Source organism: Pseudomonas sp. (genome assembly GCF_035554175.1).
Taxonomy (GTDB): Bacteria; Pseudomonadota; Gammaproteobacteria; order Pseudomonadales; family Pseudomonadaceae; genus Aquipseudomonas.
In genome coordinates, this window is sequence record NZ_DATMIV010000011.1 from 1 (window position 1) to 19,219 (window position 19,219).

General features: G+C 58.7%; 24 protein-coding genes. All 24 read right to left on the reverse strand.

Annotated features, from left to right (window positions below):
* On the reverse strand, positions 1 to 1,182 hold a 1,182-nt coding region (locus VNV36_RS05165), incomplete at its 3' end, for a tail fiber protein (RefSeq protein ID WP_325716812.1).
* Positions 1,183 to 1,194: 12 nt separating this feature from the next.
* Entirely contained in the window at positions 1,195 to 1,761 is a 567-nt protein-coding gene (locus VNV36_RS05170) for a baseplate wedge 1 family protein (RefSeq protein ID WP_325716813.1), read from the reverse strand.
* Entirely contained in the window at positions 1,758 to 2,924 is a 1,167-nt protein-coding gene (locus VNV36_RS05175) for a baseplate J/gp47 family protein (protein WP_325716814.1), read from the reverse strand. The genes VNV36_RS05170 and VNV36_RS05175 overlap by 4 nt, the downstream gene beginning before the upstream one ends.
* A complete protein-coding gene (locus VNV36_RS05180; protein WP_325716815.1) occupies positions 2,911 to 3,255 on the reverse strand; it encodes a contractile injection system sheath initiator in 345 nt (114 codons plus the stop codon). The genes VNV36_RS05175 and VNV36_RS05180 overlap by 14 nt, the downstream gene beginning before the upstream one ends.
* On the reverse strand, positions 3,252 to 3,878 hold the full coding sequence (locus tag VNV36_RS05185; RefSeq protein ID WP_325716816.1) for a hypothetical protein: 627 nt from the start codon (positions 3,876 to 3,878) through the stop codon (positions 3,252 to 3,254). Before VNV36_RS05185 ends, VNV36_RS05180 begins: the two co-directional genes overlap by 4 nt.
* Positions 3,875 to 4,777 (reverse strand): baseplate hub protein, encoded by a 903-nt coding sequence (locus tag VNV36_RS05190; RefSeq protein ID WP_325716817.1) that lies wholly within the window; start codon positions 4,775 to 4,777, stop codon positions 3,875 to 3,877. Before VNV36_RS05190 ends, VNV36_RS05185 begins: the two co-directional genes overlap by 4 nt.
* Complete coding sequence (locus tag VNV36_RS05195; protein ID WP_325716818.1) at positions 4,774 to 5,073, reverse strand: phage baseplate plug family protein; 300 nt, start codon at positions 5,071 to 5,073, stop codon at positions 4,774 to 4,776. The genes VNV36_RS05190 and VNV36_RS05195 overlap by 4 nt, the downstream gene beginning before the upstream one ends.
* Positions 5,070 to 5,597 carry a phage baseplate protein gene (locus VNV36_RS05200; protein ID WP_325716819.1) on the reverse strand — a complete coding sequence of 176 codons (528 nt, stop codon included), beginning with the start codon at positions 5,595 to 5,597 and terminating at the stop codon, positions 5,070 to 5,072. Before VNV36_RS05200 ends, VNV36_RS05195 begins: the two co-directional genes overlap by 4 nt.
* Positions 5,594 to 7,171, reverse strand: coding sequence for a phage tail tape measure protein (locus tag VNV36_RS05205; RefSeq protein WP_325716820.1), 1,578 nt, complete (start codon positions 7,169 to 7,171; stop codon positions 5,594 to 5,596). Before VNV36_RS05205 ends, VNV36_RS05200 begins: the two co-directional genes overlap by 4 nt.
* 139 nt (positions 7,172 to 7,310) lie before the next feature.
* Positions 7,311 to 7,766, reverse strand: coding sequence for a hypothetical protein (locus VNV36_RS05210; RefSeq protein WP_325716821.1), 456 nt, complete (start codon positions 7,764 to 7,766; stop codon positions 7,311 to 7,313).
* Positions 7,767 to 7,768: 2 nt separating this feature from the next.
* Positions 7,769 to 8,212 carry a phage tail fiber protein gene (locus tag VNV36_RS05215; RefSeq protein WP_325716822.1) on the reverse strand — a complete coding sequence of 148 codons (444 nt, stop codon included), beginning with the start codon at positions 8,210 to 8,212 and terminating at the stop codon, positions 7,769 to 7,771.
* A 12-nt stretch (positions 8,213 to 8,224) separates the two neighbouring features.
* Positions 8,225 to 9,847: a DUF3383 domain-containing protein gene (locus VNV36_RS05220; protein ID WP_325716823.1), complete on the reverse strand. Its 1,623-nt coding sequence runs from the start codon at positions 9,845 to 9,847 to the stop codon at positions 8,225 to 8,227.
* Positions 9,844 to 10,344 (reverse strand): phage neck terminator protein, encoded by a 501-nt coding sequence (locus tag VNV36_RS05225; protein ID WP_325716824.1) that lies wholly within the window; start codon positions 10,342 to 10,344, stop codon positions 9,844 to 9,846. Before VNV36_RS05225 ends, VNV36_RS05220 begins: the two co-directional genes overlap by 4 nt.
* A complete protein-coding gene (locus VNV36_RS05230; protein ID WP_325716825.1) occupies positions 10,341 to 10,736 on the reverse strand; it encodes a hypothetical protein in 396 nt (131 codons plus the stop codon). Before VNV36_RS05230 ends, VNV36_RS05225 begins: the two co-directional genes overlap by 4 nt.
* Complete coding sequence (locus VNV36_RS05235) at positions 10,723 to 11,172, reverse strand: hypothetical protein (protein ID WP_325716826.1); 450 nt, start codon at positions 11,170 to 11,172, stop codon at positions 10,723 to 10,725. Before VNV36_RS05235 ends, VNV36_RS05230 begins: the two co-directional genes overlap by 14 nt.
* Positions 11,169 to 11,546, reverse strand: coding sequence for a DUF4054 domain-containing protein (locus VNV36_RS05240; RefSeq protein ID WP_325716827.1), 378 nt, complete (start codon positions 11,544 to 11,546; stop codon positions 11,169 to 11,171). The genes VNV36_RS05235 and VNV36_RS05240 overlap by 4 nt, the downstream gene beginning before the upstream one ends.
* Entirely contained in the window at positions 11,543 to 11,896 is a 354-nt protein-coding gene (locus VNV36_RS05245; RefSeq protein WP_325716828.1) for a hypothetical protein, read from the reverse strand. Before VNV36_RS05245 ends, VNV36_RS05240 begins: the two co-directional genes overlap by 4 nt.
* 3 nt (positions 11,897 to 11,899) lie before the next feature.
* Complete coding sequence (locus VNV36_RS05250) at positions 11,900 to 12,907, reverse strand: major capsid family protein (protein WP_325716829.1); 1,008 nt, start codon at positions 12,905 to 12,907, stop codon at positions 11,900 to 11,902.
* Between the two features lie 10 nt (positions 12,908 to 12,917).
* A complete protein-coding gene (locus VNV36_RS05255) occupies positions 12,918 to 13,388 on the reverse strand; it encodes a structural cement protein Gp24 (protein WP_325716830.1) in 471 nt (156 codons plus the stop codon).
* A 10-nt stretch (positions 13,389 to 13,398) separates the two neighbouring features.
* Positions 13,399 to 14,619, reverse strand: a complete 1,221-nt coding sequence (locus VNV36_RS05260; protein ID WP_325716831.1) for a DUF2213 domain-containing protein — start codon at positions 14,617 to 14,619, stop codon at positions 13,399 to 13,401.
* A gap of 78 nt (positions 14,620 to 14,697) precedes the next feature.
* Positions 14,698 to 15,516 carry a phage head morphogenesis protein gene (locus VNV36_RS05265; protein ID WP_325716832.1) on the reverse strand — a complete coding sequence of 273 codons (819 nt, stop codon included), beginning with the start codon at positions 15,514 to 15,516 and terminating at the stop codon, positions 14,698 to 14,700.
* Positions 15,491 to 17,023, reverse strand: a complete 1,533-nt coding sequence (locus VNV36_RS05270) for an anti-CBASS protein Acb1 family protein (protein WP_325716833.1) — start codon at positions 17,021 to 17,023, stop codon at positions 15,491 to 15,493. The genes VNV36_RS05265 and VNV36_RS05270 overlap by 26 nt, the downstream gene beginning before the upstream one ends.
* A gap of 78 nt (positions 17,024 to 17,101) precedes the next feature.
* A complete protein-coding gene (terL, locus tag VNV36_RS05275; RefSeq protein ID WP_325716834.1) occupies positions 17,102 to 18,559 on the reverse strand; it encodes a phage terminase large subunit in 1,458 nt (485 codons plus the stop codon).
* Entirely contained in the window at positions 18,556 to 19,017 is a 462-nt protein-coding gene (locus VNV36_RS05280; protein WP_325716835.1) for a terminase small subunit, read from the reverse strand. Before VNV36_RS05280 ends, terL begins: the two co-directional genes overlap by 4 nt.
* Positions 19,018 to 19,219: the final 202 nt, after the last annotated feature.

Sequence of the window (19,219 nt, forward strand, 5' to 3'; positions counted from 1 at the left end):
TTCTACGCCCCTTAATTTGAATGCCGAGGACATCTCGGTACCGGAAATGCCGCCCGTGTACACGTGCCGGGAAAATGATCCGTCTTGGGGAATGGTGATGGTTTCATAGGATGCATCAACGGGAACTCGGTCGGAATTCACTTGGTCGAGATTGTTGGTTTGAGCGCCCTGTCCGCTCAAAATTTGCCGGTTAGGATCTACGCCTCGACCCGCATCCAATCCGCGAATAAATATCCCACGCATATCCGGGAGTGCCAGAGACGGATACCGTTGGGCCAATATCGGGTAAGTCGTGGCGCTGAAGGCTTGCCCTGCCATCTGCATGCACCCAGCAGGCACGGAAAGAGTCGGCCAGTAGGTTGGGATACCGACGGGGACGGCTGCCATCGGATTACCAGAAGAGCCGCCCGCCAAAAACTCCACCCATGCAGACCAGGGGCCGGAGCCGTTGAAGGTAGTGGTCAAGCCCCGAAGGAACTTACGACCAGTAAAAGTGGTGTACTCCTGCTGAAGCCCATAAGCGCTGGGCGTTGCCAACAATGTTCCAGCCTCTGCGACGGGATAGCCCAGTGAGGGAAGTGCATGTACGTTCGCTGTTTGGTAATAAACCCCTTCCTGGCCGTACGCGCCGATACCGTTGATATTCGTCGTATCGGAAAGAAAAATATTCGTGGTTAGCTTTGATCCAAGACGCTGCGCCAACTTCAGAGGACTTACGATTTTCGAATCATCAAGCCCTGCGTTCACCTCTACAGTCGTCGCTATTTCAGCGATGCCGGCGACGGATTCCGACGCAGGCGGTATGACCCCAACCTCACGCCAACCGGCGCCGAGCCCAGCATTCGGATTATTGGTATTGTCGTCGACGATCGACATCACCTCTGTCATGCCGTCATCGAGCACGATTCGGTGGCCAATGTCGTACGACAACGCTGCGTTGAATTTGTAACGCCCGCCTGCCTGCTGGAAAACAGTGTGTTGGGATAGCAGGTTGAACGCGCCATTGAAATCATCACGCTGAGGCGCCTTGCCGCCGGTTTCCAGCGGCTCTTGCGTCTCGGGCGGAAAGCCGCTTTCTTGCGACATCCGCCCAAACCCGGCAGCGGCTGCCGTCAAGGGAGGCAGGACCTTGGTGGACGAATCCTCGGCCAAGGGTTTTAAAATCAGATCGGGCTGATCCATGTGTCTAGACCTCTATGGAACGATGGGTTGTTCAACCCACGTATAGGAAACGCAGCCGGGGCGCGGGATCATCCAGTCAAGATTCATGATCGTCCGCTCCCAAGGCTCCAGAATGAATTTAAAGGTGTACTGGATCTGCATGGGGCCGGTTTCCAGGACATAGACATCCCCTCGATCCTGGAACACCAGCGACATGAAACGATTGATGGTCGGGATCGTGGCGTTGCTGATGTTGGAAGCGGCCTTGAGCATGAGGAACTTGCGATACGCCCCATCCAGCAGCTCGTAGTTGCGCGTCAGTCCGCCGGAATCGAAGGCGGCCTGGTTGAAGGGTTGCAGGCCACTGCCGGTGAACCCGAGACTGTTGACCGCCGAGATCTCAACGATCCGCCCGAGGCCTAGAATCCGCCCCCAGTTGTCCAGCCCCCAGCCTTCTGCTTGGCTGATGTCGACCACTTTCTTGAAAAACAGCTCGATGTCCTTTTCAGGGTTGAGCTGCTTGGCCATCCCTTGAACCAGCTTGATCAGACGCGGGCTCGAGGAGTACTGGGACTGGATCGTCTCTTCGGCCTGGATCATGCGAACACCGTCACGACGTTGGCCAGGTTGGGCAGGCGGTCGGCATTGATCACGATGCTGTTGACCTGGCCAGCGCCCGTATTAAGGGTGACAGATACCAGGTCCTGAACGCCGGCAGAAATAACGGGCGTGTAAAAGCGCGAGGCGTACAGTGTCGACGCCATCCGCACCCGATCGTCGGTACCGCGCCCATAGAAATTGTCGGTCACCGCCTGTGTGATCTTGGCGGCGATATCGCTCGGCGTGGACTCGGTGACCTTGATCGTCGCTGTCACCGTGATATTCAGGTTCGCCGGAATCTCATAGTTGTAGGTGTAACCGGCCAGCGGATAATCCGGGTCGACGTGCGTGACGGGGGTGTTGCCCTTCGTGGCGGCGCCGCCGTCTTTCTTCTGGTAGATGGCCTTGGCGATATCGGCGCCGGCACCACCCGCGACAGCAATAAAGAATGTGTGCGCCGGGATGGTGACGCCATGTTCGGTGATGGGGGTGGTCTTGTAGTTCTCCAGCACCACCGAATCAATCACCCCGGTGACCGCTGCGATCGCGCCATTGATGGCCACCGCCCGCCCCTGCGAATTGTTGGCTACGCTCGCCTTGCGCCGTGCCTCGAACTCTTGCGGGCTTTCGACCAGGCGCCCTTCTACGCCGGCGGCCGGGTTGTCCACGGTGTCCCAGCCAGGCACGGTGGTAATGATGGTGGTGACGCTGTTTTTCGGGATGACAATCGGGCCTTCCTCTACCGTGCGGAAGGACACCAGCGCACTGCCGCCGGCAGGAATCTCCACCGGGGCGACCGTCACCAGACGCATGCCGGTATCTGCCTGCGCGGTTCCGGACACTATTGTTCCCGCCAGTCCGGTGCACACGCATTCGACCAGGGTCGGCGCCGCACCCAGGCGATCCTGAAAATAGATCTGGCCGATGGCGTCCTGCCAGATGCCTTCGTTGGCCGCTGGGTTGAACTGGTTGGACATATAGAGGACCTGCCGGTCCTTGTCGGCGACAAAGGCGGTTTGTGCGTCGATCAGCTGGCCGATCGGTGAGCCCGGGGATGTGTCCGCGTCTTGGCCAAGCGCCTCTTTCCAAAGCGCTTCGGTCTCCGCGCGAATGACCGCAGTGTCGTCGGCGTAGAGCCCGGTCGCGGGATCAAAATGCAACATTCACGATCTCCCCAAGGGTCTCAATGTCCATGGTGCCGGTGGCCACCCGGTTGACTACGGCAAACGACGTCATGGTCGCCGAGTCCACTTTATTTACCGCCAGCGCGGTACGGATCAAACGCTCTTTGACGACGTCCGGACTGGGCCGATGACCCAGGGTGATGTCGAAGTGCGGAACGCCATCGGTCTGGTTGAAATAGGCGTCCTCGGTGAACAGCCGAATGGCGTTGGCCACCGACTGCGCCACGGCCAACGGACCGGACACGGTGGCGAATTGGCCGGATGCATCAAGCTGCAGATCCCATTCGGGCGAAAGCAATAGGGTTTTCATGGCGCAGACCTCGGCGGGCTCGTCGGGTCGCCCGGGGACGCGGATAGGTGATCGTGGCCGCTTAGCGAGATCCCGGCACCGACCACATCGCCTGCCGCATCAATCTTGCCGGACACTCGCAAGTCGCCCTCGATGTCCACGCCCGCCGGCGCCACCAGCTTGACCTTGCCGTCCTGCGTCAGCTCCAGGAACACGGTCGGCGTTTTGTTCAGCACCCAGCCCACATACAGCGCGTCTCCTTGATCGAAGGTGCGAAGGCTGCCAGGCTGGCCAGCGCTCTTGGTCAGCTTGACCGTGGTGATATCGCGCTGGGCAAACAGGGCAATGCCGATATCGCCCGGTACCGGATCGATGATCAGTGCGGCGACACCGCCCTGGACGCGCGAATACGGCACGTCGTAGATCGACTGAGGCGCCAGCGTGTTGCCATCGCCATCGATCTGCGGCACCAGTGGCGTGACCGCCACCCTCGGGTTGTCGGGGTCCGGGTCGACCTCATCCACGCGCACCAGCGTGCAGGTGTTGAGCGTGCCGGCCAGCATTCGCTCCACCAGAAAGCTGATGGCATTGACGGGAGAATTGGCGCTGCTGAGTTTGCGCGCGCCCTTGACTGGCTCGCTCATGATTTTTCCTTGTCCTTCTTTTTGTCCTTCTTGGTCTTGCCGTCATGCGAGGCCTCGAATTCAGATATCCAGGCATTGTCAGAGCCAGGAACGTTGGCCTCGATCTGGTGCGACAGCTTGGTGATGATCCAGTCGCCGGACGCCATCGGGACGATGGATTGCACATGGATCAGACCGCCCAGCTCCAGCTCTGGCTGGTAGTACGCCTTGAGCTTGATGCCGTCCGAGCCGAAGGTGGGATAGCCGATCAGCCCGGTTTCGGCGCTCAGCGGTACCGGCCGACTGCTACCCACAAACCCATCCGCAGGCGCAATGCGCAGGCGGTTGTCATCGATGAACAACTGCACGCCGGCATTGCGGCAGGCGGTGCGCGCTTTCTCGATGGGCGAACCATTCAGGATCGGATTGAGCAGCGAGGCGGTAACGCCGAAGTTCTCGAACTGATAGCCGATGTCCTTGGCGATGCCGCTGACGATCTCCTCGATCGACACCGAGCCACGGATCGACATCGGCGCCGCCGGCGTCACGCTCGGGTAATAGCCGGCCAATGCCTCGACCACGAACGCGATATCGGGCGCGGCGTTGTAGTCGGCAAAGGCGCTGGTGATCTCGCCGGCGAAGGCGATCGACATTGAGCCGCCGACCTCGCCTGCCAGAATCTGGATCAGGTTCTTCTGCACCTGGAGCGGGCGGAAGTTGAGTGTCGTCAGCCTGGCCATGTCATCCGGCAGCAGGCCGTAGATTGTCACCGAGGCGCCGTTTTTATCCGGCAAGCCTGGCTTGCTGATCTTGCAGCGAGTCGCCAGACCGTTGACGATCTTGGTGTTACCGCCCGCCGCGAACTGACCCGCGCCGAGCGTGAAGCGAACTTCTATTTGCTTCTGCGTGAAGCTGGTCATAGCTCATCCTCGAACAGGTAAACCAACACCCAGCGCGTATCAAGGCCGTGGTATTGGGGCGGTTCATTGCCTTGGGTGTCGACGAAGAACAGCCCGCCTTTGAAGGGCATGGTTTTGAATTGCTTGACGTTGGTTCTGTTGTTGCAAATGGCGCCGCTGATCACGCGGGTCGTGCCCACGTCGACATCCATGTACATGCGCGCGTCTTTCTGGCGCAGGGCCAGGGTGACGTTCTGGTCGTCCAGGATGATCTGCAGGTTTTGGCCTGGCACTGGGGACAAGGGAACTTCGATCACGACAGTTTCCCCTTGACCCAGTCAGTTGTCTTATCGAGAGCGCTTTCCCGGGGCTGTTGCTTGCCCTTTTCCTCGGTCGACGCATCCGATTTGTTCTTGGCTTTTCCTGCGCTGATCGGGGGCACTGAAACGCTGGTGTAGCGCGCTTCAATCTGGCGTATTTCGACCAAGCCCAACTCGATTTCTAATAGGCCGACGGCGCCGTTTTCTTTGAGCGTGTAGTTGAGTGTTTCGATGTTGCCGTCGAGGTAGGTGTAAAACGGCGTGGTGACGTTCACCAGTTCGGTACCGGAGGCATATCGTTGCAATACGAAAAGGATGCTGCGCAAACGCTCAGGCGTTCCGGTGATCGCCACCTGTACCGGGATCGACCAGGGCGAGATGACCTTGTTAGCGGAAAAGAAGCCGCCCTTCTCAACCGGATAGCGAGTGTCTTTCGACTCGAACTTGTAGCTCATCCCGAGGAATGAACTGATGGGGGCGATGGGCTTATTACTGGCGGCGTCGGTGATTTCGTAGGTCATTGAAAATTCCCCGAATCAACCGCGGTAACGATGCCTTTCAAGTCATCGCTGGTCGCACCGTTGAAAGCCGCAGCAACCCCCTTTCCATCGGTGGCCTGCGTATTGATAGTGACGCCGTTAACCGACTGGGAAACCGTTACGGTTTTATTCCCGGCGCCAGCTCCGGCAGCTGCGGCGGCTGGCGATATTGCGTCCTTGGCGGCAGCGCCTGTAGCAGCAGCTTTCACGTCTTCTGTCTTGGCTTTAACTTTCTTTGTTAGCCCTTCGATGAAGCCTGTAGCCTCCTCACCCGCGTCGCCAAACCACCCTTTTACTTTTCCTGCTACTTCCTTAACCTTGTCAAACATCCTTAAAAATACATTTAGCTTTTCGCTAATCCAATTGAACAATTCTTGTGCCGGGGCCTTCATAGGCTCCCAGAGAGCATTCCAAATCGAAGCGATCTTATCGAATACTATTTGTGCTGCAGCAACACCAAGATCCCAAAGTGCGCCAAACAAATCGCCAATCGCATCAAATATAGGTTTTATTTTCGCCCAAAAACCAGCAACTGCCCCGTACACCCCACCAAATGCCGACTCTCCTCCATCCATCCACACCATGAAGTCTTCAACGAGCAAACCAATGGCGGCGGAAATCAAAGCAATCGCCGCCACCATCAATATGATTGGCCATGTAGCGATCAGCGTCTTTATCCCAAGAATGGTCATTGCGGCCGCGGCCTTCAAGATCGCGCCCCTGTAGATGACCGCGAATGCAGTTCCTGCAACACCGAGTGCAACGACAATGACCGTACTGTGCTCTTCGACAAAGTCCCCTATAACTTTGAATCCCTTCCCGACAGCGGTAGCGACCACAGCCACAACCTCGGCGAGCATGGACAGCGCCGGCATAATCATGGTCAATATCGGAACGGTCGCGCGCTCGATTTCAGCCTTGGTTTTACGCATGCTTTCTTGAAGCTTTTTGGCCTGGTCGATTTCTTCGGCGCTCATTACCCCCTTTTCTTTTTGCGCCTTAATGAAGCCCTCAGTGGCTTCTCGCCCTTGATGAATCATCTTGATCGTAGCTGGATCAATTTGCATCGTTTCGCCAATGGCGACAGCCTCGCCGATAGACATCTTGCTCAGATGGTCGGACAGATCCAGAAGCACATCCGATGACTTGCGCATGTCGCCATTGGCATCGCGCATGCTGATGCCGAACTTCTCGAAGGCGTCTTTGCCTGGCCCACCGAAGCCCGCCGCCATCTCACCGACCGCCGCGTTAAGGTTGCCCAGCGAATCATTGAAGCCTTCAACCGTACCACCCTGCGCGGCGACCGCCTGGCCCATGGCGTTGATCTGCTCGACATCTTCGCCGAGCGTGGCAGCCAGTTCTCCCGCCGCGATAGCGGCGTCAAAACTGGACTTGATCATCCCGGTGAACAACGCCACGCCGCCGATGGTGGCAAAGATGCTGAGCGCATTGGACTTCAGGGTTTCCAGCGTACCTGTCGCCTCCTGCGCGCCTTTCTCCACACCGGACGGATCGAGGCCAAACAGAACGATCAGCGAGTCAATAACGGTGGCCATGCTCAGTCCTTCTTCATCGCGATCCGCTCATTCGCATTGTTGATGCGGATGATCTCGACCATGTTCAGCGCATCCTCATAGGAGTAGTACTCCTCGAGCTCGCGCAGGGTTGCGTGCTTGTTGCTGGTGATTACGCCGATCAGGCCGGAGACATTGGCGTAGCTGAGATACCGGCGGCCGTCATCTTCTGGCTCATCGATTTCGACAGCGCGCCGAAGTCGAAAAAACTGAAGTTCAGCTTGGCCGCCTCCATGCGCAGCTTGAACAGGGTTTTGACGTCTTCGATATGCACGTCGGCATTCGAAATGCTGAGGGCTTCGAAGTGGTCACCGATCATGACTTCGCAGCACCCCAGTAGCTCGTCATAGAGCGGCTTGGCCTGCTCGTAGCTCACGCCGGACAGCGCCTTGATACCAGCGGCGGCAGCGGCCTCTTCCCCACCTGCAAATGCAGCCGGGTCAATATCGGTATGCCCGACCAGCAGCAGCGCTCGGGCGATCCACGCTTCCAGTTTGGTCGCCGGCATCTGCGTGAGGCGAAAGCTCTTTTCTTCGCCGCCGTCGTTAACGCTAATGGTGATTACTTTGCGAGCCATGATTACCAGTCCTGTATGTCGAGTGATTCGAAGTCGAATTTGAAGGTGCGGATGTCGAGAACTTTCTTGACGTCCGGCACGGTTTTGAGGCTTTTGAGCACGCCATCCTGAAAGGTCCAGGTCTGGCGCAGACTCGGTACCGAAAAGGACAACGAGAGGTAGTAAACCGCCAGGTTCTGGCGGCTCCTGGCATTGACCAGGTCGAGTGATTTAGCGGCAGCGCTGACGGCCTCAAGCGATAGCGTCAGCACCTTGATGGAGGGGACGTAACCGGCCACCATCTTGCCGTCCACGCCCATGCGGGTTTCGGCGACGGTCTCTTCGTCCATCGCAATGGCCGCGTCCGTGGCGTAGTTCTCAAGCAGGAAGCCACTGGGAAACAGCTCATCGACGGTGATGATTCCCGTGGAGTTCGCCGAGGTAATCGTGCCCTTTCTCTGTGCCATGTCTTGGGCTCCTTAAACGATTGCGCGGGACGCCAGGACGAGCTGCTGAATAGAGCCGCCGTAGGTGTACCAAAAGTTGATGATTGGGCTCTTGCGCTCTTTGCGAGGCACGGGACCGGGATCGAGAATCTGGATGAAGTAACCGCTGGTTTGCAGTTGCGCGGAGATGTCCATACCGGCTTGCGCGGCAATCTCGGCCTTCTGCGATTCGTCCAGGACAATGCCGGTATCGATGACACCTGCACTTAAGGCGCGCTGAATCGGATCGAGCATCCACGCCCGCACCATCGCGTATCCACGAGCGTTGTGCGGGGAGCGCCCGACGCTCGAGAGGCCGCTCATCAGCGACACCTGCAGCGCGTTGTTCAGCCAGATGGCGTTGAGGTAGGTATCCACCCACAGGTAACGCCCGAACATCTGGCCCGGGTAGTGGAACTTGAATTGATCGTTGGCCGTGGCCCAGTTGCCGTAGTAGTTGAAACCGTTTTCCGTCAGCTTGTTCGCCACGGCCTCATCGGTGACGTTAAAGGGGATACCATCCTGCGCCTTGAAGGCGGTGGTGATGGCGCCGTCGGGTCGGTTGTAGTCGATCGAGGCAGCCACGCCCATGAGGAAGGCGGCGTATTCGATCTCGCCGTACTCGCCCGCGACGCCCGACAAGCCTAGGTCTTGGATCTTCTGCCCGATGTTGTCGGTGCTGCTCAGCTCGGCCGGTTGTGGATTCTCTTCAGCACCTGGCAAGTCCAGGTCCTGGATCTGATACCCGATATCGTCGGTGCTGCCTGACGATTCGATCTGCTGCCCGATGGTGGTGGTGAGCTGCTCAATCAGGTTTGGATTGTCTTCGTACAGCGCATACAGATACCGAACGCCTTGGTCATTGGACCACTGGGCGAACGCCAGCTGTTCGTCTTCTGTCGGGATCGAATCAGCCTTGCCAGAGGTGAACGTCACCCAGTTGGTCGTCACCTTTTTGATGGCATCCATGCATTCGCCTGGTGGTTGTGCACGCAAGCCATCGTATGCCGTGCCAACATCCAGCCCCATGGCTGTCGCCGCGTCTCCGGTGGGCGGAAAGATAAGCTGATCCTTGGATTGCGGGTTGTAGCCAGACCCGATAATGAAACGGCTGAACACGCCGTCATAGGTGCAGATGGATTGGTTCCAAACCGCCGAGTTGTTACCACTTGCCAGCATCGCTGTCTGAACAATCGCCGCCACCGCCGAGAATGACGTGGCAGCCGAAAAATCCAGGCCTGTGAGAGTGTCTTCCCACTCGCCCATCATCAATGTGAGGGTGCCATTGGTGATGGCTTTCAGCTCATCCAGGGTGTCGTGCTCTGCGCCGACGACGTAGGGGCTTCGCGCTTTCGATACCCAACGCGCCACGTAGAGCAGGCGAGGCTTGATCGGGCTGTTGTTGTAGCCGCGAAAGTAGATACCGATGGGCTTAAGGATCTCGGTGTCAGGCAGAAAGTAGGCTTTCGCATCATTCAACGAAGCGAAGGCCACAACACCACCTGGTGGGATCTGAGGCGTGTCATAGGCAAACAGCCCGTTCAGTTCAAGATCCGTGCCGCCCGGCACCAGCAGGCCCGGGTTGACCTGGACAATTGCATCAGCAGGAATGCTCATTGGATTACCTCAGTTGTAAGGGTTGCATCGTCGAACCACGGCACGGGGACGCTGGTTTCATCCCAATAGGAAATGGTCAGCGTGACGACGTAGCGCACGGCGTATTGATCGGTACCATCAGGCTTGGTCATCTCGCGCGGGGTGTCGGCGAACAAAGGCGAAATGCCGTAGGGCTCGAGGAAGTCGCAGAAAATTGAGGACCGGCTGAGCATCTCGAACTTGTCGGCGTTGTCGGCAGCGTCTTCGCCAACGAAATCAAGCTGCACCATGGTTTCGCGCAGAACGCTTTCGGTAAGCTCGCCGTCTTCTTCGGTGGCCGGGTCAAACGTGAAGTCAGTCGAGTTGGTTCCTCGGCGCGCTACGTTAATCAAGGTCATTACCGCGTAGCTTTGCAGTGGCAGAGCGGCGCGATCTGGCCAGGCGCGCAGGATGTTGTCCGCCGGCGTGCTGGCGAACTTTTGGACCAGGTCATACATGGCGCCGAGAACATCGATCATGGGTAGGTCACCCCGGCCGGTCCGGTCATCTGCAGAACGCCGCGCACGCACACCCAGCCGGCGTGCGAGAAATCCTCCGGTACCGCGTTGATCAGCCACCACTGCTGGCGCGCATAGATCATGTCGCCGCCGGTACCGTCCGGACGGAACACGCCGCGCCAGTCGCCATCCAGGTAGAAGTGCAGAAGCTTGCTGTTGTCGCCGACGCGATCGATCAGCTTTAATGCCTCATCGCTGACCGATTGCACCTTGGCCAGCAGCTCAACGAACGGCGCATAGGTCGGCGTTAGCCTCCCCTTCACGTTCGCCTGACCGGTGCAACGGAACAGGGCAATATCCTCCCGTGGCGTGACGGAGCCCAAGACGCCGCTGACCACCTTATTCAGATTCACCGGGCACGACCTCCGAATCGATGCTGCGTCCCAGGTGACCGCTGTCAGTCAGCGGTTTGTCGAAGCCTTTGCGCTCGATCGTTTCCTTGGAGTTACCACCCTCGGCGCCGATCGCCTTGATGGTCTGTTGAATGTCCTTGACCATCTGCTTGCCGAGTATTTCCAGCGCGACCTCGGGGGTATTGCTCTGCATCAGCTTGGCGAAGCCGTCTTTCCACACACCCGACCGCTCGACGACAGTACGACGCATATACGATCGCGGAGGATTCGTAGGGCTGCCGAACTCGTTATCTGCTGCGACGGTGGCCACCTTGGTACCATCCGGATAGGTAGCGCCCTCGAGCACGCCCGCACGCACATGCGCAGCCTTGGTGGCCATGAGCTCCTTCAGTGCTTTCTGCAGCTTTTCGCCACCAATAATTTGGGCCCTGCTCATGGCGACACCCAGACGAATGAGGTGTAGGGCTTGCACGCCATCCAGCACTCTTGGCCGTACGCAGTGAGGAACCACCAGGCCTTGTTGAATGGCGCCTGAGCGACCGCCACGGATACGTTTTCTGAGCCTTGTCCGGCTGAGGTGATCTGCCCCGTCAGAGTGGCGTCGCGTTTACCCAAGATCGCCACGTGCGCGGTGGCCAGGTAGAGAATCGGTTCCCTTTGATCGAATGGAATGACCGAGCCTTCGGCGTTGGAGATCTGCACGCATGCCCGGTTGAAGCACGACTGCAGATACGCATCCGAATACACGGCCACCGGGAACGCGTCCGGAAACGTCTCCCGGAACTTCATCGGATCAAAGGAGACGATCACTTGCCTTCAGCCTTTTTCGACACGGCGGCGATTTCGGGCGTTTTGTCGTCCGAGGTTTTCACGTCCTTCAGGTCGTTCGGGTTGAGCTGCTCGAGGCCGGTCTTTTCCTCTTCACGCTCTTCGGCGATCGCCTCGGCGTCGTCCAGGTCTTTCGCCGCGAAAATGTGCTCGTCACGAATGGCCTTGTGCTTGCCGTAGACCTTCTTCAGCTCCTCCCAGTAATCGTCCGGGATCGAGGTCACGCCATGATCCGGCAGCAGACAACCCGGTGTGTTGCTGCCATTGATGGTGATGTTTCGCCCACCGACAACAAACACCACACCACGGGGAAGTTTCGAATAAATTTTCATGGGTCAGACTCCGAGCATTGAGGAAACGGCAGCGGAGCGATACATCACCGAGCCGAAGGTCGCGGCCGAGTACTTCTCCTTGAGGCTGGACAGCTCACGGACAACGCCGTGGGCGCGCATGAGCTCGACATAGCCGAGGTCGCCGGTCTTCTGGCCCTCGACGTTCGGCGCGATCATCATCACCATCTCGCCGGCGGCGGTGCTCATCTGCGGCGCAGTAATGATCTTCAGGTTGGGGAAGCCTTCCTTGAGCATGGTCAACACCGACACGTTGAAGCTGGTTGCCTTGTTCAGCGTTGGCCGCACCAGGTTGCTCATGGTCAGCTCAAGCTCGACGTCCATATCCAGCAGGCCGCCCATCGTGCGGTTGAGCTCGGTGTAGAGCGCGAGAATGTCGTTGTAGATTTCGATAGTGTCCTTATCGAACCACTCCAGATCTCCGCCGGCGCTGGTGGCCGGGGTCAATGCCGCGTTCAACGACGGGTCGTTCAAGATGCCGTAGTTGGCCAAGTTAGCAACGCCGTTGAACCAGATGTCGTTGTGCGCGATCTTGATGGTCTGTGCCGCCGCTTCCTGCTTCTGCACGGCTGCATTGATCTTGGCCGCCGACATGGTGGCCATTTCCAGATCGCCCCATTCAACGATGGTCTGGAAGTAGTACGCCTCCCGCTGGGGCCAGTTGGCGTTGAAGCTTGCCGAACCTTCGCGCCCCTGGTCGCTGTAGGGGGCGATCTTGCCGGTGCTCTCCACGATCGGGAACGACGCAACTGTCGTGCCGTAGGAGCCGTAACGCACCGGGTCGAAAATCTCTTCGGCGGCGCGCTTGGCCGTCAGCACCTTGATCAAGGTCGGTGAGGTGTACTGCGTCATCCAGGCCGGCACACCGTTGTTCGGTGTGGTGACCATGGCGGCATCCTGGGCGATCCGTGTCTTCGCCTCAGGCGTCATCCACTGCTGTGGAAAATTCGAAATGCCGATCGAGGCAAGTCGCATAAATTCGAGCTGGCTCATTTGCCGGGCCTCAGTATTTGGAAATGATGATTGCGCTGCCGGCGGTGCCAGGCGCTGCAACGAAGGTGACGACGAAGTCGGTTTCTACGTGGCCGGCAACGGTGGAGTTGGCGGCGGCTGTCGAGATCGTGCCCGTGGTGGTGTTGGCGAACACTTTCTGCTTTACCAACGCCGTGGTCGTGGAGCGTGCATACCAGTCACCGTTGGCGGCAGCGGTCGCATTGAAGCCCTCCGGAATAATTTCCTGAGCCTCTTGGAGAAAGCCGGTGATCAGGCCGGTATGGGTGCGGATACAGAAGCCATCAGGCTTACCGCTGCCCGCCGGCGAAAAGGTCTGACCGTTGCCGCTGCCCCACAGGAACAGACCCGGCGCACAGCCGTTGATGGCCTTCTTCACGATGCTGGAAAACGGGTTGTCACTGGCGGACGCACCTGGCAGACCTTCGTTCAGTGACCCATGTACTGTGTTTTGAAATGGCATGGCAGCGGCCTCAGAGTTGTTGGTAGCGATCAAGGTCGACACCATCGAGCACGCCCGATGGTTTGGAGTCGACGGCAAGGCTTGGGCCGCGAGTGTTGGCAAGCACTGCGCACATGCCGGCATGCGCCTCGGCGGGGAATGTGGTCGGGTCGTAACCCTTCTCCTTCAGCGCGAAGGCGTAGATATCGCCGGCACTGTCGAAGGTCGTAGTGGTCACGCGGCCAACCAATGGCATGACAGCCGCGGCCGCCTCTTCCTTGTCACGAAATTGTTTGGTGATCTTGGCGGTCACGTCGGCGGTGATCCGGGCGGCGTCCATGACGACAGGCTTGGGTTTTTTCAACGCCTGATCTCCGGCGAGTGGTTTCTTTTGTGCCGGATCGGCTGCGTCCGTGGCTTCGTCTGCGTCGCCGGTGATAACAGCGGCCTCCGCTTCCTCGGCGCCGGCGATCTTGTTCACCAGCGCTTCGAGCTTGGCGATGCGCGCGCCCAGGTCAGCGTCCGGTTCCTGATCGGTGGCCGGATCCTTGGCGGGCTCGGTGTCGGTCGTAGGCTCGGCGTCCTCGGCATCCATGGCGTCCTTGATCACTTCAGCTGCGGCAGCCTCATCCTTGGCCAGCAGGCCCTTACCCTTCAGGACCTTGGCAATTGCTTGCGCCAGCCCGGTTTTTTTTACGGTCATAACGATGCCTCTCAAAAACGGTGACCCATCGGCCACCACGACGTCAGGGCCGGCGCGGCCTGACTTGACCAGGGCAATGTGGTTGCCCCGAATGTTGGTCATCTTCAGTTCGTAGGGCTGGCCTTCGAACTCGCCCGACTCGATAACCGGGTCGTAGCGATACCCCGCGCTCAATTCCTTCTGCTCTTTCGAATCGATCAGAGCGATGGCTGTGGCGTCGTGGAAGACGATGGTGTTGCGGATATAAGGGACGTCCCAGACAGTGCTGGTGCCCGTGGTACCGACGCGGAGAGCCTTCTGCGGATCGAAGGCACTGTCTTCCTCGTGGCGAATCAGGATCGGCAGGCCGTTGAACGTGGCCCCCGCCTTTTCCAGTTCCTCGGCCGGACGCAGCACCTGATAGATGCGTTCCGGCTCAAGGCCCAGCGATTCAAAACCGGGGATCTCGTGGCCGTAATACGGATTCACCGCGGCCTTCGTCAGGGCCGAGGCCTCAACGTGCAGGTATCCGTTTTCGTCTGTTCGGCGTGCCGAGTCGGTGGCAATCATGACCAATCAATAGAGTTAGACTATTAGGCAGTCATAATAGATTTCAAAATAGATTAGCGCAATATCGATAGTGCAAAGCTATCCGAACTCAGGCAGAACCGGCCCCGCCTGACACCCGCAATTAGGCTCCTCCCCAGGTTGAATCCACTTGCCATCCAAGTACATACCCTTGGCCAGCTCGAACTCCTTGCCGTCGGCCTCCACGTGGCTATGTCGTGGATGCTTGCCGCCGCGCATGTGCATCCACACTGCCTTGGTGATGCCCAGGTCACGCTGGCGGGCTCGATTGATCACCGACGTCGCCTTGTTGACCTGGTCGCGAGCGATGAACTCGGCACGCTTATCGGTCGACTCACCGAGCGCCAGAATCTCTTTCTTCAGGGTTTCGAGATCGCGTCCGTTGGCCATCGCGCGCATCACCGCGCCTTCGATTTGCTCGAAGTACTTGGATGGGATCGACTTGATCAGGCCGACGTTTTCCGTGGTCATGGCCGTGAGGATGTTCTGGGTGCGCCGGGTCATCTTGGGTTTGACCGTCGGCACCGCCTGGCGCAGGGAGCTGAACAGGCTGCTGGTGGTTGTAGTGTCCGCCGTGGAAACGAACCACTTGGCGATCGAGGCCGCCTGCTGCCCGTACTCATAACCCCATTGGCGAGCGAGCCGGGCAATTTCCTTCATCGCCTCCGCCGCCGGACTGGCATCGCCGACGACTTCGCTTTCCCGTGCGCGATAGGTCGAGCTGATCCACCACTGCACGCTAGCCGTCATGCGCTCGTTGAGCTTCTTCATCTTCGCCGCGTACTTGGCACGCAGGCCCGCGTTTGGCGCCGGCGGACGCACGACGATGCCGCCCGAGGGTGGCTTGATGCCCTTATACGACCGGGGCTGGCTCGACATCGGTCGGCTCCTGCTCTGCCTCGGCGCCCTCTTCGTCCGGCAGCTCAACGGCCACCTCCAGTCCGTTGTAACCGCTGTCCTCATCACTGGACAGCCGTTCGCGCACCTCCTCCTGCAGGATGACGCCTTGATCCAGATAGATGGCATCGCGCTCGGCGTTGGTCTTTTGGATCGTCGCCAGCTCGGTAGGATCGGGTTCCTTCAGCGGCTCCCACACCTCGGTGATGCCCTGGGTGATCCTGCCCGATTCGGTCAGTTCGATCATGTGCCGGGCCTTGACGAAGTTGTCGAAATACAACGATTCCTGCCAGGTGCGCACCTTGTCGTAGAAGTTGCGCATGTCGCTTTCACCGGTGGCGTTCATGCCGGTGGGCGCGGTGCCGAACAGCTTTGTCACCGGAATGCCCGGAAGCAGCGCCAGCAGTTCGAGCTGCTGCGCCACCAGATCCTTCAGTCCGCCGAGTGCGGTTTCGATCTGGAAAAACTCCTCAGTTTCCTTGTCGATAAACGCCATGCCTTGATTGCGTTTGGCTCCAAGCAGGATCTTGGCCCGGTTAACTAGGTCTGCAGGAGAACCATTGTTCAGCACTTGGCTCATGTCAGTTTTAACGCCGAGTAGCGAAAAGTTGTGGATGATCTCCGCCGACGAGTCGCGGGCGCTTTCGAAGTTGGCCACATACTTGAGCACCAACTGCGCGAGCGGAATACCGAAGAAGTTGTAGGCCGGACGCAGGATGGTGCTCGGCACGTTGTTGGCGAAGTACAGGAAGCGGCTGACGTGTACCTCCTTGCCCAGGACGATCCACGTTTCGGGTTTGAAGTAATTCCCCTTGAGCGGGTCAGCCGCTTCGTACACGCCCGGGTAAACCTGCATCGGCTCGATCATCCGAAAGCCCTTGAACTTCCCCTGACCGATGGTCTTGTCGCTGATCACCAGTGGCGTGACCAGCTCGGCGTCCTCCACCCCCATGTCCATGTAGAGCAGACAGCCGCCTTGGAAGCCGACCATCTCAGACGCATCTTTGAACAGCTTGCGCAGCGCCCATTTTTCGCAGTAGCCCTGCACGCGCTTGATGTCGTCATCATTGACCTTTTCGTCGATGCCCTTGAGCGTCACCCACTTACGCGTGGACTCGTCGCTCATGGTGTCGACGATCAGGCGCATCAGCGGGTTTTGCTGAAGCATGGCCAGCGCCGGATAGCCAATAAAGGTGATGCCCTGCGCACCATCGACGTTGAGGATGCTGGCTTGAATGTTGTTGTAATACCCGGAAGCATCCAGCGCTTTGTCCATGGCCAGGCGCGCCGCTTTGCCTGTCGCCATGCCTTCACAGAGGTTCATCGGGGGCGCCCACGGGCGTACGGCCGGCAATGGCACACCGAGACCGCCGAACGCGCCCGTGTAGGCGTCGTTGACCCGCATGACCTTGGGCTCAGCGGCCTGTGCTGGCGCGGTCACGACCTTGGGGACATACGGGCGCTTCTTTTTGTTTTTTCGACGAGGCATGACGACCTAATAGAGTTTGACTATCGAAAACCAATCATAGCCCTAGCGCATTAAGCAGTCCAACCAGATAGCCGTAAACTATCCGAACGCATTCGCGGCCTCGTCCGAAACCTGAATACCTTGTTTCGTCCCTCCTAACATGTCGTTGATTGCGTCAACCATCGGGTCGACCTGGTCGTCGTGGTCGTGCGAGTCGTTCGCCGTGAAGGCATCGCACTCCTCGGTGAAGTCACTCACCCACGGCGCGTCTTCAGGTATGCACACGAACCCCGCTTCGATATAGCCGAGCACATCCATGACGCGGGATAGCTTGTTTTGCTGGGTGCCACGGTCGATGGCCACGATCGGCGCTTTGGCTTTCCGTCTCACGTTCTGAATCAGGCCGGTACCGCTTGCGGCGTCTTCAACACCCAAACTACGCAGGCGCCCTTGGCCTTGAACCGCTTTATGCTTATTCCAGAACTCCACGGCCTTCGTTTCCAGGTCTGGAGCCTCCCACTTGCCCCGGATCTGATCGAGCAGGTAGATACGCCCATCGTCACCCATACCCCAGCACTGGAACACGCTGTAGTCATTGTGTTCGGCGGTCTTCTGCGCGGTGTCCGCAAAGATCTTGCGGTAGATGATTTGTGGAGTGATCTTGTACCGCTTGAGCTGGTTGCTATGGATCAGCTCGCCGCCGAGGATCTGCGGATTTTGCTGATACAGCGCCTCCCAGTTGGCGGACGCCATTACGGCCTTACGAGCTAGGAGGAAGTCCCGCGATTTATGCTCGGGAAACAGTGCCTCGCCCTCTTTACGATTCGGTTCGTCCGCGATGGCCAGCGCTCGATAGGAGAACCGTTTTACCTGTGGCGAGCTCTCGATCAAGCGCCCGATTGGGTCGTCGACGTGCCAGCGCGTGAGGATGGCCAGCAGGCCGGCATGTTCGGAAAATCGAGTGAAGAAGTCGTCGGTCAACCAGTCCCACGCGGCATCACGCACGGTCTTGCTACTGGCCTCTGCCCTGCCCTTGATCGGGTCATCGATGACTCCCAGGTCGAGCCCTTCGCCCGTGATAGCGCCCCGCACAGTCGTGTTCCGAAAGTAACCCTCCTCCCCAACGTATTCCAGAATTTCGCGGTTGCGAAGCGACTGGCCGTCATTAGTAACAGTTCGGGATTTACTGAGCTTCGTGCCAGGGAAAACTTTCAGGTATTTCGGGCTGTCCATGATGCGCTGCATGCGCAAGTTCGCACGGATGCCAAGGCGCTCAGAAAAGCTGGTGTAGATCGTTCGATACTCGGGATGCCTGCCGGATAGCCACGCGATGAAGTCGAGTATCTGAAAGCTCTTGCCATGCTGCGGCGGCGCCTCGATGACGTACATGGGGCGCTCACCGGCCATGAGTTCATCGAAAAAATTCTGCAGGACGTTCGCAACCTCACGCTGCCACCACCCTATCTTGAGTTTCGGGTCCATGTAGCGCCTGAAGGCCCAAAACGATTCGCGGGCCTCGGCGATGGCCAGCAGTTCCAGCAGTTCGATATCGTTCATACGTCGAAAATGGACGTGGGCAAGCCCCGCTCCTTGGCCAGCTCGATCAGCTGCTCGCGAGTTAGCTCGACGTCGGCGTCCGCGACCTGGATAGGTCCGCCGTCCTTGCCGGTGTGTTCCTTGCGTTCGATATACAGGCCGGACGCCTTGCCCCTAGCAATCTCAGCCTGTATCGCTGGACCATATTTCCCTTTCTTAGCCGACACGTCGCGCAGGCGCTTCAAGTCGTTCAGGTGGGTTTCTAGTGACACCTGGGCCCGCTCAACGGCGGGCGCGCGCAATTCGTCCAACCTCGCCCCAATCTCGCCCTTTTTGAGCATCGCGTGCGCTTTGTTGTTAACCGTTTCGGGCTTCATCTTGGAACACGCGTAGGCGCGCCTGTAGGCCTCGCTGGCGTTGCCGGTCTCGATGTAAGCGAGGCAAAACGCCTCCTGCTTGGGTGTAAGTTTTTTACGCATGTTCCTGCTCACCCTCGCGAATCCTTACCCTTGCATGTCCGGCACGTCTGGAAGTAATTCCCGTGGACCATGTGTATTTTCCCGAGCCCCTCGCACTCTGTGCACACGCCTAGCCTGGTGAGCAACTGCAACCGCTGGGTGTTGGTTTCTTCTGCTCGACCTCGCCACAGCAAGCCGTGCTCTTTCGCGTTTGAAACGCCGA

Bases quoted from the DNA above. Each gene is read 5' to 3' on its own strand.
- VNV36_RS05170 (WP_325716813.1), bottom strand. From the start codon at position 1,761: ATGATCCAGGCCGAAGAGACGATCCAGTCCCAGTACTCCTCGAGCCCG.
- VNV36_RS05175 (WP_325716814.1), bottom strand. From the start codon at position 2,924: ATGTTGCATTTTGATCCCGCGACCGGGCTCTACGCCGACGACACTGCG.
- VNV36_RS05180 (WP_325716815.1), bottom strand. From the start codon at position 3,255: ATGAAAACCCTATTGCTTTCGCCCGAATGGGATCTGCAGCTTGATGCA.
- VNV36_RS05185 (WP_325716816.1), bottom strand. From the start codon at position 3,878: ATGAGCGAGCCAGTCAAGGGCGCGCGCAAACTCAGCAGCGCCAATTCT.
- VNV36_RS05190 (WP_325716817.1), bottom strand. From the start codon at position 4,777: ATGACCAGCTTCACGCAGAAGCAAATAGAAGTTCGCTTCACGCTCGGC.
- VNV36_RS05200 (WP_325716819.1), bottom strand. From the start codon at position 5,597: ATGACCTACGAAATCACCGACGCCGCCAGTAATAAGCCCATCGCCCCC.
- VNV36_RS05205 (WP_325716820.1), bottom strand. From the start codon at position 7,171: ATGGCCACCGTTATTGACTCGCTGATCGTTCTGTTTGGCCTCGATCCG.
- VNV36_RS05210 (WP_325716821.1), bottom strand. From the start codon at position 7,766: ATGGCTCGCAAAGTAATCACCATTAGCGTTAACGACGGCGGCGAAGAA.
- VNV36_RS05215 (WP_325716822.1), bottom strand. From the start codon at position 8,212: ATGGCACAGAGAAAGGGCACGATTACCTCGGCGAACTCCACGGGAATC.
- VNV36_RS05220 (WP_325716823.1), bottom strand. From the start codon at position 9,847: ATGAGCATTCCTGCTGATGCAATTGTCCAGGTCAACCCGGGCCTGCTG.
- VNV36_RS05225 (WP_325716824.1), bottom strand. From the start codon at position 10,344: ATGATCGATGTTCTCGGCGCCATGTATGACCTGGTCCAAAAGTTCGCC.
- VNV36_RS05235 (WP_325716826.1), bottom strand. From the start codon at position 11,172: ATGAGCAGGGCCCAAATTATTGGTGGCGAAAAGCTGCAGAAAGCACTG.
- VNV36_RS05245 (WP_325716828.1), bottom strand. From the start codon at position 11,896: ATGAAAATTTATTCGAAACTTCCCCGTGGTGTGGTGTTTGTTGTCGGT.
- VNV36_RS05250 (WP_325716829.1), bottom strand. From the start codon at position 12,907: ATGAGCCAGCTCGAATTTATGCGACTTGCCTCGATCGGCATTTCGAAT.
- VNV36_RS05255 (WP_325716830.1), bottom strand. From the start codon at position 13,388: ATGCCATTTCAAAACACAGTACATGGGTCACTGAACGAAGGTCTGCCA.
- VNV36_RS05260 (WP_325716831.1), bottom strand. From the start codon at position 14,619: ATGATTGCCACCGACTCGGCACGCCGAACAGACGAAAACGGATACCTG.
- VNV36_RS05265 (WP_325716832.1), bottom strand. From the start codon at position 15,516: ATGTCGAGCCAGCCCCGGTCGTATAAGGGCATCAAGCCACCCTCGGGC.
- VNV36_RS05270 (WP_325716833.1), bottom strand. From the start codon at position 17,023: ATGCCTCGTCGAAAAAACAAAAAGAAGCGCCCGTATGTCCCCAAGGTC.
- terL (WP_325716834.1), bottom strand. From the start codon at position 18,559: ATGAACGATATCGAACTGCTGGAACTGCTGGCCATCGCCGAGGCCCGC.
- VNV36_RS05280 (WP_325716835.1), bottom strand. From the start codon at position 19,017: ATGCGTAAAAAACTTACACCCAAGCAGGAGGCGTTTTGCCTCGCTTAC.